Below are 20,270 nucleotides of genomic sequence, written 5' to 3' on the forward strand. Positions count from 1 at the left end.
TGTCAAAAAATTAGAAATTAACGAAAAATAACTTTAGTTGATAATGATTGGAATATTAATATCGTGAAATAGTACACGAGTGTTGTGTAATAAATAGAATGCTTTATTTTGTTTTTGATACTACTATTGAAAATTTAAGTACAATGGAGCTACTTGTTTAGTACAGTGTAAACAGATGCTTCAAAATGTTTGGCGCTAGTTACGTTAGCAATAGGCTGCGGCAGTACAATATGCTCCCATGTAAATGACAATGCATTTTGGATTGTAAAGGAATATTCTGGCATGACATTAAAAGAAACATTCGGAACATATACCGTTCTTTCGACGATTTCTTCTGTCATTGGTCTGGTTTGCACACTGATATTAGACTTATTTGTATAACATATTATTGGAGGGATTACGATGAAAATAGCAATTGGATGTGACCATGGCGGAGATAATTTAAGACCAAGCATTGCGGAATATTTACAGGAATTAGGGCATGATGTAATAGAGTATTTACCTAAGTCAGGGGAAAGTACAGACTATCCTCAATATGGAAAAATGGTAGCAGAAGATGTTGTTGCAAACAAAGTAGACGCAGGTATCTTAATTTGTGGAACTGGTGTCGGCATATCAATCGCTGCTAATAAGGTTAAAGGAATCCGAGCAGTTGTCTGCAGTGAGCCTGCAACAGCAAGACTATCGAAACAGCATAATAATACGAATATTTTAGCCTTTGGCGGCAGAATAGTCGGCAGTGTATTAGCAAAGGAAATCGTAAAGGCATGGTTAGATGCTGAGTTCGAGGGAGGCAGGCATGCAAGAAGAATTAGCATGATTGCAGATATGGAAGAAGAATCTCTATGCTAACAAGGATCGGAGGAATAGAGAATGAAGAAGCTCGCAGTCATTACGAGCGGTGGTGACGCACCGGGAATGAATGCTGCCCTTTTTGGAGTCGTGAAGGCAGCAGCCAGACATGATATGGAGGTTTACGGTTGTGTAAATGGCTATATTGGCATTATTAAAGAAGAATTTATGCTGTTAACAGAAGCAGAGCTATTTAAGGTCATTGATGTTGGCGGAACCATTCTCGGCACCCAACGATTTCCCGAATTTGCAGAAAAGGAAATCCAGATAAAAGCAGTAGATATCTTAAAGAAGCATGAAATAGAGGGCTTAGCTGTAATCGGCGGGGACGGCAGTTATCACGGAGCAAGAGCTTTATCGCAATTAGGCTTTCCTGTTGCCGCCATTCCTGGCACGATAGATAATGATATCGCCTTGACTGATATCACACTCGGCTTTCACACAGCCGTAGAAAATGCAGTGGATGCCATTGATAAAATAAAAACATCAGCAGCAAGCCATAAACATATTTTCGGGATAGAAGTGATGGGGCGGCAAGCCTCTGATATTGCGATCTGGGCAGGACTGGCAACAGCCGCTGACGGCATTATCGGAACGAACAACGACTGGAATTTAGAGAAAGTGCTAGAGGGAATAAAAATGTCTGCTGGAAAAAGCCAAATATATATATTAGCAGAGGGAGCCATTAGCGCGGAGCAATTTAAAGCCGAAATTGAAAGTCACTCTGAATATAAAGTCCACCCATTAGTACTTGGTCATATTCAACGAGGCGGCAAACCATCTGTTACAGACCGGATTATGGGCATAAAATTTGGAGAGCAAAGTGTAAAAACTCTGCTTGAGGGCAGGACGGGTGTTTGCCTTGCTGTTCAAAACAATCAGATTGTGGAGTTAGAATTGGATAAGGTGCTTAAAACTTCTAATAACGAACCGTTTCTTCCTTATTAAGTGAACAGAGATAATAGTATCTGAGGGAAAGCTGCTGATGGCAGCTTTTTTTATTTACGCACATTTTGGCAATCAACCCTTCCTTTCTTTATACTTTCTTTATACTTTTCTAGATAAATTATTTAAACCTGTCATTTATTCTAAGTTCATCATAACGGAAAGGGCGAATAACGATGGCAGAAACAATTCTTAAAGCCACGAATATTACAAAATTATATGGCAAGCATAAAGCGCTTGATAAGGTTTCGATTGAAATTAAACGAGGAATGATTTACGGGTTGATTGGGGAGAACGGTGCCGGCAAATCAACCTTTATGCGGATTATTATGGGGCTAATTACAATTAATGAGGGCGACATGGAGCTGTTTGGTGAAACTGGGATGAAGGGCTTGCAGCTTGCGAGGCGGAAAATGGGACAATCCATTGAAACGCCTGCACTTTACCCAGAATTAACGGCTCGTGATAATTTGAAGGTACAAGCGGCAAATGGTGGTGTCAGTGAACGGGAGGTCGAGGACTTATTAAGACTAATGAACCTAAGTCATACTGGCAAAAAGAAGGCGAAGAATTTTTCGTTAGGAATGCGGCAGCGGTTAGCTATTGCGTCTACACTTATAACAAATCCAGAATTTCTTATTTTAGATGAGCCAACAAACGGACTTGATCCGTCGGGTATAGTGGAAATGCGTGAAATTATTCAGCGTTTAGTGACAGAACGGGGCATTACTGTGTTACTTTCAAGTCACTTGCTTGATGAACTCTCCCAAATCGCAACACATTATGGTATTTTGCATGACGGCAAGCTCATCAGTGAGTTTTCCCGTGAGGAGCTAGCAGCGAAAACCCGCCAATACATTGAGCTAGAAACAACAGAGGTTCAAAAGGCAGTTGTCGTATTAGATGAATTAGGAATAAATGATTATGCAGTCATTAATGGAACAGAAATTAGCATTTATGAACAATTAGAGGCTGTTGCGCGCATTAACCGGTCATTAGTATTAGCGGATATTAATGTTTTGCGCATTGGTGTGACTAGACAAAAACTCGAAGATTATTTCTTGCAATTAACAGGAGGTGCCACGAATGCTTAATCTTTTAACAGCGGAAAGAATCAAGCTGCTTCACAGTAAAAAGTTATGGGTGGTTTTAGCTATTTTCACGGCACTTCCAATCCTGCAAGTTATAAATACGAATTGGAATGTTAGTAATGGGGCGAAGCTTGTTCAAGCTATTGATACAGTCGTTAATGGAGCAACAAGCATTTTGATGATGGAGAAAAATGCCTTGACGATTTTACTCATCATCAGCGCCTTTATTAGCTTTTTTATTGGCGAAGAATTCCAAAATGGAACGGTTCGCAACGCCTTATCATTAGGCCGCAGCCGCATACATTATTATCTGTCAAAATTGATTATTGCCGCAGTTCTTTCACTTATTGGTGTGATCACCATGACAGGGCTCGGTATGGCAGGCTTCTCTACTGTTTTTGGCTTTGGGGAAATTGCGCATATCAGTGATTACACTTCGTTTGCGATTAAATCATTTAGTACATTATATCTGCTCATATTGGCGAACGTTTCTATCTATATTTTAATTACCTTTTTAACAAAAAGTACTGGAATTTCTCTTATTTGGAGCTTTCTTTATACGATGGGAACAGGCTTTGGCGCAGGCATTTTTCAGCAAACCGAGCATTTTAAGGAGCTTACCTTTTGGTTCACAGAATCATTCTTGTTTTATTCTGATTTTGCCGCACCAATCGATATCTTAAAATATCCTAATATGGTATTAGTAAGTGTAATTACAATCGTGGTATCATCAACGGTAGGAATCCTTCTGTTTAAACGAACAGACATAAAGTAGGGTAAAAGATGGCAGCGATTTTAATTATCGAAGACGATATGGCAATTCATTCACTTATAAAAGAAGCATTAGCTTTGCATAAGCTTGAAACACTCAGTGCCTATTCTGGTACAGAGGGGAAATTACTTTTTGAACAAAAGAAAATAGATCTAGTACTGCTTGACTTAATGCTTCCAGGGATGAACGGACAAGAATTTCTGCAAGAAATCCGCCAAAGCTCAATGGTTCCTGTCATTGTCATCTCGGCTATAAATGAGCAGCATACAAAATTAGATTTATTAACAAGCGGGGCAGATGATTATATTACAAAGCCTTTTGACATAAAGGAGCTGCTTGCGCGAATTCATATTCAGTTGCGACATGTGGCAAAGGATTCTGTCAGCACTAGGAAGGACATTTATTACGGGGATATCACCATGAATTTGGACAATCGTGAAGTGATGATAAAGGAGCAAGCCATTCATCTCACAGGGCGGGAATATGCAATCCTGCTGCTGTTTTTAGAAAATCCGCAGAAAGTATTCAGCCGTGCCAATATATACGAAAGTGTGTGGAATGAACCGTTTTTTGACAGTGATAAAACGATTAATATGCATATCAGCAACTTGCGCAATAAGCTAAATAGAGATGGTACAAATTATATTAAGACAGTATGGGGCATTGGCTTCAAATTTGATTAACAGAAGGGCTTGTTGGAGTGATGTGGGAATGGATATTAGTATTCCTTGTGTTAGCACTTATCCTCTATCTTTATTTCTTGAAGCGAGAGCTGCGAAAACTGAAAAGTAGTGTTAAAGGACTTTCTACTCGCGCTAAGTTTGGCAGCAGATTATTTCTTGATTTTCGTGACAAAACATTGCTGAATTTAGTGGATGAGTTAAATCAGATGATTACGGAGTTTGAGGGGAATAATCACCAAGCAAAACAAATGGAAGAGAATGTGAAGCTGACAATTGCCGGACTATCTCATGATTTGCGAACACCGCTCACATCCATTCATGGCTATGTCCAACTCTTAAACACAACAGAGGATGAAGCGAAGCGGGCCCATTATTTAACTGTTATTGAGCAATCTGTCAGAAGCCTGATGGAAATGACCGATAATTTCTATGATTTAGCTCGTGTGGAAACAAATCAGAAGAAAGTAAACTTAGCTTCGATTTCCCTTAGTAGCCTGGTGGAAGAAGTTTTCCTGTCCTTTTACGAGCAATTCGAGGAAAACAAAATTGACCTGCAATTTCCTGAACAAATAATAGACAGCCAAATTATTGCAGATCGCCTGCTGCTTATCCGTGTATTCCAGAATATCGTTCAAAATATTCTTCGCTATGCAAACAGCAATGCGCTTATCAGCTATGAGGATGACAGCAGCTATGTTATTTTTACGGTGAAAAATGATATTAAACACGAAAGTAAAGTGGCAATAGAAAAGGTTTTTACCCTTTTTTATACAGAAATCACCAGCAGAACGAACACAGAAACAAGCGGATTAGGATTATATCTTTCCAAAAAGCTAGTAGAAAAGATGAACGGGAAAATGCAGGCAGAGCTTGAGGGAAATTGGTTTGTCCTAAAAATTTATCTCCCTAAAATACAGTTGCAGTAACTTTAAGGTCTTAAATAAACAAAGAGGTAGAAGAAATTGTACGAATTTCAACATGAAGCCAGAAGAAAAACCAAAATTCACAATATATATATAGTGCTATTTATCATTGCTTCGATTGTAAACAGCACCTGGACTTTAATAGAAGGCCAGATTATGCGCGGCTTATTTAGTATTTTATTATTTCTAATTCTTCTGTATTTCGGCAAAAGGAAGAAAAGATGGGCTCTGTTCATTATTAAATACATGGTATGGCTGCATATCATATTGCTTATAGTTTTTGCGATTACTATTTTTATTTAGAATGGGAGTCAAGCTGCTAATTGCAGCTTTTTTTATTTGTGTTATGTGAGTCGATATAACCACTCTTTAACATAATACCTTGCATTATAAGGTATTATGTTTTACTATTATTCACAGAGGTGAAAAAAATGGAAATTAATAAAGAAGTTCTTAAAGGCCATATAGATACATTAATCCTCTCACTACTTAATAATCGAGATATGTATGGATATGAAATAGCAAAGATCGTAAGAGAAACAAGTAAGGAACAATTTGAACTAAAGGAAGGGACTCTTTACCTTTCTTTAAAAAGATTAGCAAAACAGGAATGGATCACTTCTTATTGGGGTGATGAGCAAGGGCCTGGGGGTAGACGGAAATATTATAAGATTACTCCTTTAGGCGAGGAAGGCTATGCAGAAAAACGATTAGAGTGGCAGCTTGTTAAAAGAATCATGGATGCATTTTTGGAAGGAGAAGAAATATGAAACAAATTGAAGCTTTCGTTAATGAAGCCTATCACAGTGTTGGTGGGAATAAACAAGAGATAGCAGAAATAAAGGCAGAAATGAAAAATCACTTACTAGAGGCTGTTTATGAATTGAAAGAGGAAGGCAAAAGTGAGGAGGAAGCAATCGAGATAGCTATTACCCGTTTTGGCGGCGAAAAGGAAATGCGTTCCATTGTGAGACAGCTATTTCAGGCACAAAAAACATTTGCAAAATGGGTGCTTTGGCTAGCCGTAATTGTCCTTTTTACTAGTTTAGCTTTATTTGAAGCTAGCAAGCTTTATCAACAAAAAAACGATATCCAAAATACTAATGCAGCCACAAATATGTATACGATTTTACAAAAGGATCAAAACATCTCTGAAGCTACAAAACAGAAAATCGTCGCACTTGTTCAAAGCACAGACCATATTGCACAAGTGAAAATCTATAATGTTCATGATTTAGAAGCGGAATCTGGTTCCCCATCCATATGGGCAAATGGAAAAGAAGCTGATCCAAACTATAAAATAGAAAGACATGTTTGGGCTCCCCAATGGTTAATGAATGACAATTATATGTATGTGACGTCAGATTGGTACATAAAAATGGAAACGATCCATATGGAAGGCTTTATTCATATTGCGTTATTTGCTGGATTAGCAGTTTATATTGTTCTATTCACCATCTGGGCAATTGTTAATGCATATCATCATAGAAGACTACATATCGGTTGGGTAATAGCATTTGCTTTATTTAATGTTATTGGTTATTTAGCATATGTCTTAGCAAGTAAAGCATATCACCAAAAATTAGCAGAAAACTCTCCGACATAAAAAAGGAAGGAAGAACCTATGTGTCTTCCTTCCTTTTTTATGTTGGATTCTTCCTCATTAGCGCCACAAGATTCATACAAATAAATACTGCTGCAATCAAGACCCCCGCCATACTAAACGCTTGATGGTCGATGAGTTTGTACATAATTGCTGCTAAGAATAGTAGTAGGGAAATAACATTTAACCATTTTATATTCATTATTCGCTCCTCATTTATCGTAAAACATAAGGTTTACATTTTTATCCATAAATGTATATTAACATAAATGAGTATTTATGTATGTTAATATATGTAAGTTTTTCTTGTGAATGGAGGATTTTATCACCTCTTCCGAAATCAATATGCTGACGATAAAGGAAATGGGTACCACGGTAATAAGTTAATGGAAGAATTTTTTTGGAATGTGTTTTGAGTTGTACAATATATGGCTATAAACATATACGGGCAAAAAAAAAATTAAGTTAAAGATAGAGGAGAAAGTTTGCATTAAAGACCCCTTGTGTAAAGTAAAAAGCAGCCGCTTAGGGCTGGCTCGAGTTGTTATTATACGCTTGTTTTTGGGTGCTTTAGCTTGTAAACGATGGATGCCATTATATTAGCAAGGAAAAAAAACGCACTTCCTTGGATATTGTTGTGCAGCGCTTGTTCTCCTGCATTCATTTCGTCATACATATCTCCCTGTGTTTTGCCTTTTGCTTTGAATTTGGCTTCTTCTTGCTTCAATGCAACTAAAAAGCGGTATTGCAATGGAAGGATTACAATAGAAAGCAATATATAAAGGCTAATCACCGTTATGAAAATGGTAGAATACATTCTATTCACCTCCTTTGATTAAAAGTATGAGTATTCTGTAATTTTATGATAATTATACCACTTATTGTAAGTGATTTCCTCATGTAAGCTGATTATTCATTTCATATTAGTTTGTTGTGCTAACATAAAAGTGACATACATGACAAAAACTATGCCAAATTTCATTTTTAAGGGAGAATGCCATGGATTTACTGATCACGATTATTTTGCTGTTATTATCCTTGTTAATATCAAATATTATTAGTCATTACATACCCTCCATTCCAACGGCATTGACGCAAATTGCCTTTGGGATGCTGTTAGCCTTCGTTTTTGAAGACATCTCCTTTGAGATTGATACAGAATGGTTCCTTCTATTATTCGTAGCACCGCTTTTGTATAATGACGGACGCTACTTTCCACGAGAGGAGCTATGGAAGATGAGGGCGCCGATATTCGGAAACGCAATTGTTCTCGTTATTTTGACGGCAATTGGCGGCGGTTATTTCATCAACTGGATGATTCCAGCTGTGCCGCTGGCAGCGGCTTTCGCGCTGGCTGCGATTCTGTCACCGACAGATCCTGTTGCTGTTAACGGGATTGCAAAACGCATCCATATTCCTGCAGGTGTGCTTCATCTTGTCAGAGGGGAGTCACTCATCAATGATGCTTCTGGCTTAGTTGCTTTTAACTATGCTGTTGCTGCAGTAGTGACAGGATATTTTTCATTATCTGAGGCATCTCTTGATTTTGTGTACAAGTTTATATTGGGAGCATTGCTTGGTGCGGTATTGGCATTGCTGATAACTTGGGCGAGGTTTATTCTTCGCAAACAAGGTATCAATGATGTTACGTTCCACACCTTACTACATATTATTACTCCCTTCATTATTTTCATTGTGACAGAGGACCTGCTTCATGCTTCAGGGGTAATCGCTGTTGTTGTGGGCGGAATTGTTCATTCACTAGTTAGAGAAAGACGAGAATTTGCAAGTGCAGAGGAACAGGTGCTGACAGAAAATATTTGGTCCCTTATTCTTTTTATATTAAATGGGGTTGTGTTCCTACTGTTAGGGTTGAACATCCCATCATCAATGAGAGATACAGTCTCAGATCCGAGCATCGGTAACTGGCTTGTGATTGGTTATGTGCTTGCAATTGGTGTTATTATCCTCGGAATCCGCTTCGTGTGGTCCTATGTGTTTGCTCATTTCGAATATCGGTATTTGCCTGGCGGAGCTAAACCAAATTTAAAAAATGCCTTGTTTGTGTCGTTAACAGGTGTGCGCGGTGCTGTGACAATGGCGGGGATATTATCTATCCCTTACTTTTTAGACAGTGGCGACGCATTTCCGGCTAGGTCGCTGCTCCTGTTTTTAGCAGCAGGTGTCATTTTGTTCACCTTAATTGTGGCAACCGTTTTTCTGCCGATGTTAAGCAAGGGTGAGGAAGCGGAGAATGCAGAGGGAGACAGAGATTTGGCTCCATTTAAGCAGAGGCTGCTATATAAGGCGGTTGATCAAATCAGGCAGCAAATGCAGGATGAAAATAAAACAGCTGCCTACGAGCTTATTGGAGAATATCGACGCAGAATTCACGATCTAGGCAAAGCAAAGAACGGAAAGATGAAGGCACTCGATGTGGAAATGGATGTGAGAACAGAAATCCGCATAAAAGCAGTAAAGGCTGAAAGGCGCTATATACAAGGCTTAATGGATGAAAATAAAATAGACGACAAACTGTTTCATACATTTGAGCAATCTCTAGAATACAGGGAAGAAGCATTAGCAGGCAGCCTCCAGTCAGGAACGCTTTATCTTGTCGGCAAAATGTTCAGAAGGTGGAGAAAGCTGCGGAAGTTTTCCCGCAAGGAAAAGGAATTGGTTATTGCCAAAATAGGCAAAGGCAAGGATGTACAAATCCAGGCAATGAAGGCAGCAATTGAATTCCTTGAGAACTATGCTATTGAAGTGGAGGAGCTTCGAGGTCCAATTCAAGCGGTTATCCTCGATTACAAGATGATAATAGAAAGGCTGAGTACCTCTGCCGTTAAGTACGACGAGAAACAAGAGGAACAGAAAGAAGAGCTTCGTATAAAGGTGCTTGATGTGGAAAGATCAGAAATTCAGAGTATGTATGAAAGCGGCGAAATTAACAGAGAAGAGGTAAAAGAGCTCAGAAGATTTATCAATTACGTGGAAAGTGCGGCACTGTATGAATATACAGAATAAATAAGATAAGAGCAGCAGTCCAATTTTAATGGCTGCTGTTATTTTTTTGTCAAAATAAGAAAGCGGTTTCTGCTATAATAGGAGAAAACAGAAGAGAGGGGAGGATTGGCATGCTGTCTGGTCGACAAAGGGAGATTCTACTGCTGCTGAGCAAGCATACAGAACCGTTGACTGCTGAATGGATTGCAAAGGAGCTGAGCGTGAGCGACAGGACGATTCGGAAGGAATTAAAAACCATCCAGGAGGACTGTGAGAACCTGGGAATCTGTATCAACCCAATGAAGGGGAAGGGATATTGCCTTCAAGTGCTGGATGCTAACGTTTTTCAGCAGGAAATCGATCCAGTTCAGAAGGCTTCCCCTCAAGTCGGATATGATTTTTCTGAGCAAAAGGGAAGAGTCTACTTTTTGTTAAAGCGGCTTTTATTACAGGAGGGGTATGTTAAGCTTGAGCAGTTTGAGGGAGAAATGTATGTTTCTAAATCAACCATTCAAAAGGACCTTCGTTTTGTCAGGGAAATGCTCGGGAAATATAAGCTGTCACTTGTCGTCAAGCCCCATTATGGTGTATATGTGGCAGGCAGTGAATACAGAAAGCGATTATGCTTTTCCAACTATCGGCTTTTAGAGGAGGAGCTCCCTCCTCAAATGACGAGTTCATGGCAGCCAGACGATAATTTTGCAGAACAAATTAAAAAAATTATTATCAGCAAAGTGAATGTCCACAATATCGAAATCTCTGATGTAGCCTTAGGGAATCTGACAAACCATATTGTCATTGCCTGCAGACGAATGGAAAAAGGGTTTGCCATGGAAAATCTCGAGCACCCGATTGGCGAGGAGCATCCATTTGAAAAAAAGGTAGCAGGCGAAATAATCGCAGAGGTGGAAGCATTGGCAGGATTTTCGTTTCCTAGTGCAGAGCTGGATTATATTATTATTCATTTGATGGGGACAAAGCTTTTACATGAAAATGCACTGACAGAATACAGGGAATTCGATGAGACGAGGGAAATAATTGTCTGTATGCTCGCAAGATTAAAGGCGGAGCTTGCTTGGGATTTTACGGACGATAAGGAGTTTTCTCATGCCCTTGCTCTTCATATCAGGCCAGCGCTTAACCGCTTGCGCTATGAAATGAATATTCGCAACCCATTGGTGAACGAAATCAAGCTGAAATACCCAAGTGCCTTTGAAGGGGCAATTATTGCAAGCAAATGTCTGGAAGAGCGGCTGTCTATCAAGATTGAGGAGGATGAAATCGGCTATATTGCTCTTCATATCGGTGTGGCTTTAGAGCGGATGAAGCGAAAGGCAAGAAGACGGAAACGGATCATCCTTGTATGCGCATCAGGAGTTGGCAGTGCAAAGCTATTATCCTACAGATTGCAAGAGCTATTTAACAGGGAGCTGGAAATTGTCGAATGCATTAATTACTATAGGCTGGCAGACTATGATTTGTCATCTATAGATTTAGTAATCAGCACAATTCCAATTGCGGAAAGAATAATCGCACCTGTTCAGGTTGTCAGCAATTTCCTTGAAGCAGAGGATATTAAAGGAATTAAGAAACAGCTTATCTTAGCTGACAAAGAGAATAAAGACAGCTATCTTGCCGAATCCCATGTATTTATCCACAAAAGGCTCGACACAAAATCGGCTGTTATTGAGTTTTTGAGTGAAATGCTATATGAACAGGGACTCGTCTCAAAGGAGTATGCAAATTTAGTGCTAGAGCGGGAAGCGATTGCTGCGACAAGCTTCGGTAATCTCGTCGCAATTCCCCACCCGACTTCACCAGATACAACAGAAACGTTTTGGACGGTATGCACATTAGCCAAACCGATTAACTGGAATGAAAATCAAATGGTTCAAGTCGTCTGCTTATTGAATATAAGTAAAGACGCAAAGGGAGATTTAGAGGATATGTATGAACAGCTCATCTCCATCATTGAGGATAAAAAGGTCATCCAGCAAGTAATTAAGGCGAAGTCGAAACAGGAAGTAATCCGCTTGTTTCAATATGATAAAGTACGAAGCTAATTGTTAACAGCAATTAGCCTTTTTATATTTCATGTAAAGATTTCCGCTCCTAAGCGGAAAATGCAGATATGATAAATTAAGCGCTTTCATTATACAATGGAAATGTAGAGAAATCCTAACAATTAGGAGGGACTTAAAGTGAAAACAGTCATGCTCGTTTGTGCAGCGGGAATGAGCACGAGCTTGCTTGTGACAAAAATGCGCAGAGCAGCCCTGGCAAAAGGCTTGGACATTAACATATTTGCAGTATCCGCAACAGAGATTGACGATGTTCTTGAGACAAGAAAGGTTGATTGCATGCTGCTCGGCCCGCAAGTGAAGTTCAGAAGGGAAGAGATAGCAGAAAGACTTAAGGGGGAGAATATTCTTCTTGATGAAATCCATATCCAGCATTACGGGATGATGGACGGAGAAAAGGTGCTAGATCAAGCACTAGGTCTTGTAGGAAGCTGATAGATCAATAACAGAGAAACGAGGGGAGATCATGCAGAAATTTATTGAAAGCCTTGAAAGCAAGATGGGTCCAATAGCAATGAAGCTTGATGGCAACAGATATATTACAGCAATCAAGGACGGGTTTTTTGGTGTAATGTCCTTATTGATTATCGGTTCAATCTTTTTACTTCTTGGCAATATCCCGATTGGTGGCTATGCCGAGTTCATGAGCTCCTTATTAGGAAGTGACTGGGCGACCTATTTTACTGTTCCTTATGATGTAACAATGAACGTCATGACAGTGTATGTTATCATTGCAATGGCGCGCAGCCTTTCCCGCACATATAAGCTTGATGGCATTGCCTGTATCAGCATTGTTGTGGTCGCATTCCTTATTCTTACTCCGATGCTTGAGCTTAAAGATGGCGGTTTAGGAATTCCAGTCACAAATCTTGGGGCAAGCGGATTATTCCTTGGGATGATTGTAGCGATAGCCGCAGTTGAAATTGTCCGTTATATTGATAAAAAAGGCTGGAAGATAAAAATGCCTGACTCTGTGCCGGAAAATGTAGCAAGATCTTTCTCTGCTCTTATTCCAGCATTATTCGTTATCATCGTCTTTAATCTTGTTCGCATCCTCTTTACACTAACACCATTTGGGACAGTTCAAGCTTTCATCTATCATTATCTTCAAGTCCCATTGCTATATTTAGGAGACACATTACCAGCAACATTAATCGTTACCATATTTGAAGGCGTACTTTGGAGCTTTGGTATCCACGGCTCAAATGTTGTCAGCGGTATTATGAAGCCAATCTGGCTTGCACTGACAGCAGATAATGCAGCAGCATTCAGTGCAGGAGAAGCAATCCCGCATATCATCAACTTCCAATTTTACGCAAACTTCATGAAGGTCGGCGGCTTTGGAGGAACATTAGGACTTGCTATTATCCTGGTATTCTTTGCAAAGTCTAAGCAATATAAAACATTAGGCAAGCTTGCGATCGGCCCTGGAATCTTCGGAATAAATGAACCGCTTATTTTCGGAATTCCAATCGTGCTAAATCCAATTATGATGATTCCGTTTATTTTAAACCCGCTGATTTTGGCGACTGTTGCCTATTTTGCGATGTCATCAGGGCTTGTACCGTTAACAAATGGAACGAATATTCCATGGACGACACCACCAATTATCGCCGGCTTTCTAGTCAGTGGCTGGAAAGGCGCTTTGTTGAACGTTGTACAAATTGGAATTTCCATTCTCCTCTATTATCCGTTCTTCAAGTCTGTTGACAAAATTGCAGTGAAGAACGAAAAGGAGCAAGAGCAAGCAGAAATCTCCAATGGTGGCGTTAACTTTAATTCTTGATAAGGGCGTGATATAGAAATGGCAGAGAATGCAATGGAGATGACAGGCTTTACAATCATCAGCAATGCTGGAATGGCAAAAAGCCTTGTCATGGAGGCACTCTATGCAGCGAAAAAGGGAGAATACGAGCTGGCAGAACAAAAACTGAAAGAATCGCAAAACTTTTTCCTTATCAGCCACAAGACACATAGCACATTAATTCAAAGGGAAGCAAACGGTGAAAGCCTGCCGTTTTCCCTCCTCTTTATGCATGCAGAAGACCAGCTGATGAGTGCTGAGACAACCTATGAGCTTGTGAAGGAAATGATTACGATGTATAAGCGAATTGATATAATGGAAAAAGGCAGTGTCAGCAGATGACATTGCCTTTTTTTATGATTAAAATTCTCCTATTAATGCAGCAAGTGCAATAAGCCCCTTTTCCAGCTCCTCATAGGAAGCATAAGAATAGGACAAGCGAATATGACGGTGATAGTTTCCGTAAAGAGAGCCGGGATTAATAAGGATGCCCTGCTGAAGTGCTCTTTTAAACAATAGCTGCAGCGGAATTTCCTTGTTTAGTGTTAGCCAAATATAAAAACCGCCTGCCGGCTTTTCCCAAACAGCAAGATCAGCAAAATACTGGGAGAGAAGTGTTAACACAAAATCTCGTCTTTTCCGCAGTTCAAGTCGCATCTTTTCAATATGCACCTCGTACTGACCATTTGCCAGCAGCTTAGCGACAGCGAACTGGGAGAGTGTGCTTGAGCCGTAATCTGTCTGCATTTTTATATCTGCGAGCCTATCAATGACAGGCTCTGGTGCGGCAATATAGCCGATGCGGAGGCCAGGGCCTAACACCTTGGACATGCTGCCCACATACAAGACATTTCCGTGTTTATCGAGCGCCTTAAGTGGAGGCGGAGGTGGTTCATCAAGCCATAAATCTCCATATACATCGTCTTCCAGAATTGGAATTCTTTCCTTTGAGCATGCCTCAAGCAGCTCCTTCCGTTTTGCTTCTGAAAGCACAGAGCCTGTTGGATTATGAAAGGTTGGAATTGTATACAGCAAGGACGTGCTATACTGCCTTTTCGCCCTGCTGATTGCCGGGTATGAAAGCCCGCCATTGTTTATAGGAATCGGGATCATTTGAATGCCGGCCGATTGAAAAACCATGATGGAATTTAAATATGATGGTGATTCATTTAATATGGCAGAATTTTGATCGAGAAGGCCGATGGAAATAAGCTGTAATGCTTGAATAGCACCAGAAACAATCATAATCGAATTCGGGGATGCAGCAATCCCTTTTTTTTGCAAATAATGGCTGATAGCCTTTCTTAATTCAAAGCTTCCCTTTCCTTCTGGATAGCTTAATGACAATGTGGCGGTTTCCTGGAAGGCTTGCTGGATTATATGTGTTGGCAGGAGACCTGGCGACAGCTCCCCTGTACCGAGTCTAATCACCTTAGCAGAGAATTCAGCCTTGTTTATCTCCTGAATCATTTGGATATTCGGAAGATGTGTCCCTGATTGGACATAGCTTTTCCAATCAGCCGGCTTGTTTGCCGCAAGGGAATTCCATGTGCTTTTGCCTACAACTGTTCCACGCCCAATAGTGGATTCAATCCATCCATCTGCCTTAAGTTCTTCTAGCGCATACACAACAGTACTTCGGTTAACGGCAAGTGTTTCTGCTAATTCACGTTGGGAGGGAAGCTTGTAGCCGACAGGCCAAGTGCCTGAAATAATCTGTTCTCGAATATATTCATAAATTTGCTGATAAAGAGGTACCGCAATGTGCTTGCTTGGCTGCCAATGATTTTCTGAAGTCATATCCGTCCGTCTCCTGTTTTTTCTTCATTATATAAAATGGTTGGGTAGATTACCATCCAATTGGTTGGAGACAAAGGGAGAGAGTTGCCGTAAACTGATGTTTATTAAGAGATTAAAGGAGCAGAAATACAGATGATTGAAGCAATAATTCATGGTTTTTTATTAGCACTTGGGCTTATTTTGCCTTTAGGTGTGCAGAATATATTTATTTTTAATCAAGGTGCAGGGCATGCGAAGTTTCGCAACAGCTTGCCTGCCGTTGTGACAGCAAGTATATGTGATACATTGCTGATACTCCTTTCAGTATTAGGAGTATCCTTGTTTTTATTTCATGTTGTGTGGCTAAAAACCCTGCTTCTTATCGCAGGTGCTTGTTTTCTTGTATATATGGGCTATGTGACATGGAAAAGCAAGCTAAATCCAGAGGGCGGCGAAACGCTCACCACAGGGAAACAAATCGGCTTTGCCATGTCTGTTTCCCTGTTGAATCCCCATGCCATTATGGACACTGTTGGAGTAATCGGCACAAGCTCTCTTCTGTACAGTGGGACAGAAAAGCAGCTTTTTGCCCTCGCTTGTATCATTGTATCGTGGCTTTGGTTTATTGGTCTTGCGATAACAGGAAGAATGCTTGGCAAAGTAGATAAAACGGGAAATTTGCTTGTACTGCTTAACAAAGCCTCAGCTCTTGTGATGTGGGTAATGGCAATAGTGATGGCAAAACAACTACTGTAACAAAGCTTCATGTTTAAAAAGCCACCATTAGTGATAACAATATTACTAATACATAAAGGAGGACATATACATATGAAGTGGAAGCTGCTTAGTTTACCTATATTATCAGCTGCCCTAATAATGGGTGGCTGCTCTTCAACTGATGATAAAGAAACAGAGGATTCGGCTAGTGAGAGTCACATGCATACAGGAACAAGCGAAATTCCTGAGGATCTAGAGCTTGCTGCTAATCCGAAATACATCGAGGGCAGTCAGGTCACCATTCTTGCAGACCATATGGAAGGCATGGATGGAGCAGAAGGAACTGTGCTGAGTGCCTATGATACGACTGCATATGAGGTTTCCTATACGCCTGTTGATGGAGGCGAAAAGGTGAATAATCATAAATGGGTTGTTCAGGAGGAAATCAAGAACGCAGGCGATGAGAAGCTTGCCCCAGGAACGGAAGTAACATTAGAAGCAGATCATATGGAAGGCATGAAAGGTGCAGAAGCAGTAATCGATGCGGCAAAGGAAACAACAGTTTACATAGTCGACTATACACCGACAAATGGCGGAAAAAAAGTAACAGATCATAAGTGGCTGACAGAGGATGAGTTGGAAGCTAGAGAGTGAAGAAAGGAAGCTTGCATTAGGCAAGCTTCTTTTTTGTGTTTTGTTATGTATAAAGCAAATCTAGTAAATTTTTCAATATTAAATATGCCATCTCTAGCAACAGCTAAAGTAGTGTGCCCTCCTCCTAATCCAGTATTTTTTAGTTAACAAGTTTCTTAAAGCCGAATCTATAACTTGGCAAAAAGAACATTAGGATAGTACTTTTAGTCTTTGTTAACTAACTGTTTACTTTTCGGAGTTTTTTCCATAAAATGTGCAAATAATCCAGAATAACTCCGCAAAATTAACATTTTCTCCAATGCTTTTCAAAAACAACTTATATATTATTAACACATATTAATTGATGTTAGGTTTTTTAACATTAATCGTTACTACACCTAACAATTAAAATGATTTCTTGATAGAAAATGATTTGTTAAATAAATAGGAGGAGAATTGGTCAACTGCAATAGCTGGCAAGCTGTATCTTAAATTTTCTTAATACTCTTAATTTTCAGCTTTAATATTTGATAAAAAGGAGTTGGATGTCCATGTCTACAAACTTAGCAAGTCAATCATTAGCAGAGGTAAAGGTCCCAAATGGGGGCGAAGTCGATGAATCATTAATGCCGAAATCAAGTGGAGCGAGGACAGTTGGTTCGCTTTCCTATATGTTTATGTGGATTGGTGATGGCGTCAATTTAGGGAATATGACCTTAGGAGCAAGCTTGATTGTTGCAGGAGCAGCAACATTAAACCTTGTGCAAACATTCGTGGCTGCGATTATTGCGATTGGCATCATTTCTTTATTTTTCACTTTGAATGATCGACTCGGCTATAAGACGGGCATACCTTACGTAATGCAGCTTAGAATGTCATTTGGAATAAAGGGAAGCTTTATTACTGCCTTATTACGAGGCATTCCAGCAATTATTTGGTTTGGTTTTCAAAGCTGGATTGGCGGCACTGCCTTAAATGAGATTGCCAAGATAGTAACAGGCGGTTCCTTCGATAATACGGTGATTTGTTTTGTGGTGATTCAGCTAGTGCAAATCATCCTTTCTCTGTACGGCTTCCATGCCATTAAATGGGTCGAAATTCTAGCTTCGGTTGTAATTATGCTTGGTTTAGTTTATGTATTCTATGTGCTTATGGCTTCACACAGAGAAATCATCGCAGAGAGATGGGTTCATTCTGAGGGTACATGGGGGCTGCCGTTCTTCGCCTTTATTATGGTATTCCTTGGAAACTATGCAGCCATCTTTTTAAGTGCAGCTGATTATTCTCGTGAGCTGAAGGCAGGCATCAGCACTAAAAAACGGGGAATCTTATATTTCTCGCCGATTTTTATCGCGTATGGCTTTGTTCTTACGATTGGCGCAATGCTTGCATCTGCAACAGGCATTTCTAACCCTGTTAAGGCGTTTGCGATTGTTGTTGACAATCCGTACATTACGGCAGCAGTTTCGGCATTCATCGTTATTGGTGCAGTCGCAGTTAACATGGTTGCAAATATCATTCCACCGACATATGTAATCACAATGCTGACAAAGTTGAAGTATAAGGTTGCTGTTGTCATAACAGGTCTGCTGGCATTTTGCTCATTTCCTTGGGTGCTTGTTCAAGATGATTCTGCTGCTGGCTTGAATACATTTGTGTTAATCTACTCTGCCTTTTTAGGTCCGATTGTAGCTATCCTGCTCGTAGAATACTATCTTTTGAGAAAACAAACTGTGAATGTTGATGATATATATAACGAAAATGGCCCATTTGCCGGCTTTAATCCATGTGCCCTCATTGCGATGCTGCTTGGTGCAGGCGCTGCCTTCATTGAAGTAGACTTAGGCTGGATTGTCGGAGTTATTGTTGGCGGAGCTTCCTATTTCTTACTGATGAAATATACGTTTAAAGACTCTGTGTTCAAAAAAGGGACCATTTTTGAAAGATAAATGATTAATTCAATATGTTGAAAAAAAGGAGAGAGACTTATGTTTGATATGCTTATAAAAAATGGAACGGTTGTTTTTCCAGATAAAGTCCAGATAACAAATATCGGCGTAAAGAATGGGAAAATTACTGCAATTGGAGATGAGTTTGTTTCAGGAGCAAATTGTATTATCGATGCATCTGGTCAGTATGTGTTTCCAGGCATGATAGATGTACATGTTCACTTTAGTGACCCAGGCCGTGATTACTGGGAAGGCTTCCGCACAGGCTCACAAATGATGGCAGCAGGCGGTGTGACGACATTTTTTGATATGCCGCTGAATGGCATTCCGTCGACGATCAATAAAGAAGCACTTTACCTGAAAAGTGACAGGGGGCAGGCTGAATCCTATACAGACTTTGCGCTGTGGGGCGGCTTGGTTCCAGGGAATGAAGCGGATTTAGCTGAACTTGCTGAAGAGGGAGTTATTGGCTTTAAAGCATTTCTGTCCACAACAGGCAATAAAGAATTTGAAAATGTCGATGACGTGACATTACTTAATGGCATGAAAATCATCGCTGGCTTAAACAAGGTGCTCGCCCTGCATTCGGAAAGCGGTCCGATAACGGATTGGCTCGCAGCTCGCAAAATAGAAGCAGGGCAAGTGTCGGCAGATGACTATTTGGAAACACGCCCAATTGCCGCAGAAGCAGAGGCAGTGCAGCGTGCCTTATATTATGCAGAGGTAACTGGCTGTCCGCTGCATTTTGTTCATATCAGTTCATATGAGGCAATCGAGAAGATTGAAGCAGCAAAGAAAAAAGGCATGAATGTCACAGTAGAAACATGCCCGCACTACTTGTTATTTAACCATGACGCATTGCGTGAGTTTGGACCTGTCGCAAAATGTGCTCCGCCTTTGCGTAAACAAGAGGAACAGGAAAGGCTTATTAAATTACTGATTGAGCAAAAGTTTGATATGATTTCCTCTGATCATTCACCATGTACAAGTGATTTGAAGGACTCTGCTGTATACAATATTTTTCAAGCATGGGGTGGTATTAGCGGCGGACAGTTTTCCTTCCTGTCCATGATGGAATTGGCGCTAAAATACGAGATTCCATTTGAACAAATCGCAAAAATAACTGCCTTAAATCCAGCAGAACGATTTGGACTGAAAGCAAAAGGCAGAATTGCGGAAGGCTATGATGCAGACTTTGTCCTTGTTTCTACAGATGATTCATATACTGTCAGTGAGGAAAACTTCTTTGCCAAAAATAAAATCAGCTTATATATTGGCCATACTTTTCCTTGCAAAATAAACAGTACAATTAATCGCGGCAAGCTCATTTTTAACGATGGAACAATTCAGGCAGACGGACCTGAAGGAGAATGGATAAAACCAATTCAACAAATAGAAATCAAATCCTAAACCAAAGCGGTTTAGGATTTTT

General features: G+C 40.1%; 21 protein-coding genes. 18 read left to right on the plus strand and 3 right to left on the minus strand.

All coding sequences use genetic code 11. The features are described from left to right. Nucleotides 1-189: 189 nt before the first annotated feature. From NQZ71_RS03755 to NQZ71_RS03795, 9 genes are all read left to right on the plus strand, one after another. Nucleotides 190-381: a GntT/GntP/DsdX family permease gene (locus NQZ71_RS03755; protein ID WP_317011324.1), complete on the plus strand. Its 192-nt coding sequence runs from the start codon at nt 190-192 to the stop codon at nt 379-381. A 21-nt stretch (nt 382-402) separates the two neighbouring features. Then, nucleotides 403-852, plus strand: coding sequence for a ribose 5-phosphate isomerase B (rpiB, locus tag NQZ71_RS03760; RefSeq protein ID WP_144454168.1), 450 nt, complete (start codon nt 403-405; stop codon nt 850-852). 21 nt (nt 853-873) lie between these two features. Beyond that, nucleotides 874-1,800 (plus strand): ATP-dependent 6-phosphofructokinase, encoded by a 927-nt coding sequence (locus NQZ71_RS03765; protein ID WP_275008399.1) that lies wholly within the window; start codon nt 874-876, stop codon nt 1,798-1,800. A 173-nt stretch (nt 1,801-1,973) separates the two neighbouring features. Further along, on the plus strand, nt 1,974-2,891 hold the full coding sequence (locus NQZ71_RS03770; RefSeq protein WP_144454166.1) for an ATP-binding cassette domain-containing protein: 918 nt from the start codon (nt 1,974-1,976) through the stop codon (nt 2,889-2,891). Next, nucleotides 2,884-3,663, plus strand: a complete 780-nt coding sequence (locus NQZ71_RS03775; protein ID WP_317011325.1) for an ABC transporter permease — start codon at nt 2,884-2,886, stop codon at nt 3,661-3,663. Before NQZ71_RS03770 ends, NQZ71_RS03775 begins: the two co-directional genes overlap by 8 nt. 8 nt (nt 3,664-3,671) lie before the next feature. Next, nucleotides 3,672-4,343 (plus strand): response regulator transcription factor, encoded by a 672-nt coding sequence (locus tag NQZ71_RS03780; protein WP_317011326.1) that lies wholly within the window; start codon nt 3,672-3,674, stop codon nt 4,341-4,343. A 20-nt stretch (nt 4,344-4,363) separates the two neighbouring features. Beyond that, the gene (locus NQZ71_RS03785; protein WP_317011722.1) at nt 4,364-5,269 is read left to right on the plus strand and encodes a sensor histidine kinase; all 906 of its coding nucleotides are present in this window, start codon (nt 4,364-4,366) and stop codon (nt 5,267-5,269) included. Nucleotides 5,270-5,697: 428 nt separating this feature from the next. Further along, the gene (locus tag NQZ71_RS03790) at nt 5,698-6,036 is read left to right on the plus strand and encodes a PadR family transcriptional regulator (RefSeq protein WP_144454162.1); all 339 of its coding nucleotides are present in this window, start codon (nt 5,698-5,700) and stop codon (nt 6,034-6,036) included. Beyond that, complete coding sequence (locus tag NQZ71_RS03795; RefSeq protein ID WP_317011327.1) at nt 6,033-6,872, plus strand: permease prefix domain 1-containing protein; 840 nt, start codon at nt 6,033-6,035, stop codon at nt 6,870-6,872. Before NQZ71_RS03790 ends, NQZ71_RS03795 begins: the two co-directional genes overlap by 4 nt. 37 nt (nt 6,873-6,909) lie before the next feature. Here NQZ71_RS03795 and NQZ71_RS03800 read toward each other — a convergent pair whose 3' ends face one another. Both NQZ71_RS03800 and NQZ71_RS03805 read right to left on the minus strand, forming a co-directional pair. Beyond that, on the minus strand, nt 6,910-7,071 hold the full coding sequence (locus tag NQZ71_RS03800) for a hypothetical protein (RefSeq protein WP_186303968.1): 162 nt from the start codon (nt 7,069-7,071) through the stop codon (nt 6,910-6,912). Nucleotides 7,072-7,416: 345 nt separating this feature from the next. After that, complete coding sequence (locus NQZ71_RS03805; protein ID WP_317011328.1) at nt 7,417-7,686, minus strand: DUF3949 domain-containing protein; 270 nt, start codon at nt 7,684-7,686, stop codon at nt 7,417-7,419. Nucleotides 7,687-7,868: 182 nt separating this feature from the next. Between NQZ71_RS03805 and NQZ71_RS03810 the strand changes: the two genes are divergently transcribed. From NQZ71_RS03810 to NQZ71_RS03830, 5 genes are all read left to right on the plus strand, one after another. Further along, nucleotides 7,869-9,896 carry a Na+/H+ antiporter gene (locus NQZ71_RS03810; protein ID WP_317011329.1) on the plus strand — a complete coding sequence of 676 codons (2,028 nt, stop codon included), beginning with the start codon at nt 7,869-7,871 and terminating at the stop codon, nt 9,894-9,896. Nucleotides 9,897-10,006: 110 nt separating this feature from the next. Further along, nucleotides 10,007-11,938, plus strand: coding sequence for a BglG family transcription antiterminator (locus NQZ71_RS03815; RefSeq protein ID WP_317011330.1), 1,932 nt, complete (start codon nt 10,007-10,009; stop codon nt 11,936-11,938). 138 nt (nt 11,939-12,076) lie between these two features. Beyond that, the gene (locus NQZ71_RS03820) at nt 12,077-12,391 is read left to right on the plus strand and encodes a PTS sugar transporter subunit IIB (protein WP_311200977.1); all 315 of its coding nucleotides are present in this window, start codon (nt 12,077-12,079) and stop codon (nt 12,389-12,391) included. 31 nt (nt 12,392-12,422) lie between these two features. Then, complete coding sequence (locus NQZ71_RS03825) at nt 12,423-13,742, plus strand: PTS sugar transporter subunit IIC (RefSeq protein WP_127739074.1); 1,320 nt, start codon at nt 12,423-12,425, stop codon at nt 13,740-13,742. An 18-nt stretch (nt 13,743-13,760) separates the two neighbouring features. Beyond that, entirely contained in the window at nt 13,761-14,102 is a 342-nt protein-coding gene (locus NQZ71_RS03830) for a PTS sugar transporter subunit IIA (RefSeq protein WP_260054328.1), read from the plus strand. An 18-nt stretch (nt 14,103-14,120) separates the two neighbouring features. Here NQZ71_RS03830 and pdxR read toward each other — a convergent pair whose 3' ends face one another. Next, nucleotides 14,121-15,560: a MocR-like pyridoxine biosynthesis transcription factor PdxR gene (pdxR, locus tag NQZ71_RS03835; protein ID WP_317011331.1), complete on the minus strand. Its 1,440-nt coding sequence runs from the start codon at nt 15,558-15,560 to the stop codon at nt 14,121-14,123. Nucleotides 15,561-15,692: 132 nt separating this feature from the next. On the opposite strand from pdxR, the gene NQZ71_RS03840 reads away from it, so the two are divergent. The 4 genes from NQZ71_RS03840 to NQZ71_RS03855 all read left to right on the plus strand — a co-directional run bounded on the left by NQZ71_RS03840 (nt 15,693) and on the right by NQZ71_RS03855 (nt 20,248). After that, nucleotides 15,693-16,295 (plus strand): LysE/ArgO family amino acid transporter, encoded by a 603-nt coding sequence (locus tag NQZ71_RS03840; RefSeq protein ID WP_317011332.1) that lies wholly within the window; start codon nt 15,693-15,695, stop codon nt 16,293-16,295. A 72-nt stretch (nt 16,296-16,367) separates the two neighbouring features. After that, nucleotides 16,368-16,910 (plus strand): YdhK family protein, encoded by a 543-nt coding sequence (locus NQZ71_RS03845; protein WP_317011333.1) that lies wholly within the window; start codon nt 16,368-16,370, stop codon nt 16,908-16,910. A gap of 530 nt (nt 16,911-17,440) precedes the next feature. Continuing rightward, nucleotides 17,441-18,838 carry an NCS1 family transporter gene (locus NQZ71_RS03850; protein ID WP_275008408.1) on the plus strand — a complete coding sequence of 466 codons (1,398 nt, stop codon included), beginning with the start codon at nt 17,441-17,443 and terminating at the stop codon, nt 18,836-18,838. 39 nt (nt 18,839-18,877) lie between these two features. Beyond that, nucleotides 18,878-20,248, plus strand: coding sequence for an allantoinase (locus NQZ71_RS03855; RefSeq protein WP_317011334.1), 1,371 nt, complete (start codon nt 18,878-18,880; stop codon nt 20,246-20,248). The last annotated feature ends 22 nt before the right edge of the window (nt 20,249-20,270 follow it).

The sequence above is a fragment of the Niallia taxi genome (assembly GCF_032818155.1).
GTDB classification, from domain to species: domain Bacteria; phylum Bacillota; class Bacilli; order Bacillales; family Cytobacillaceae; genus Niallia; species Niallia taxi_A.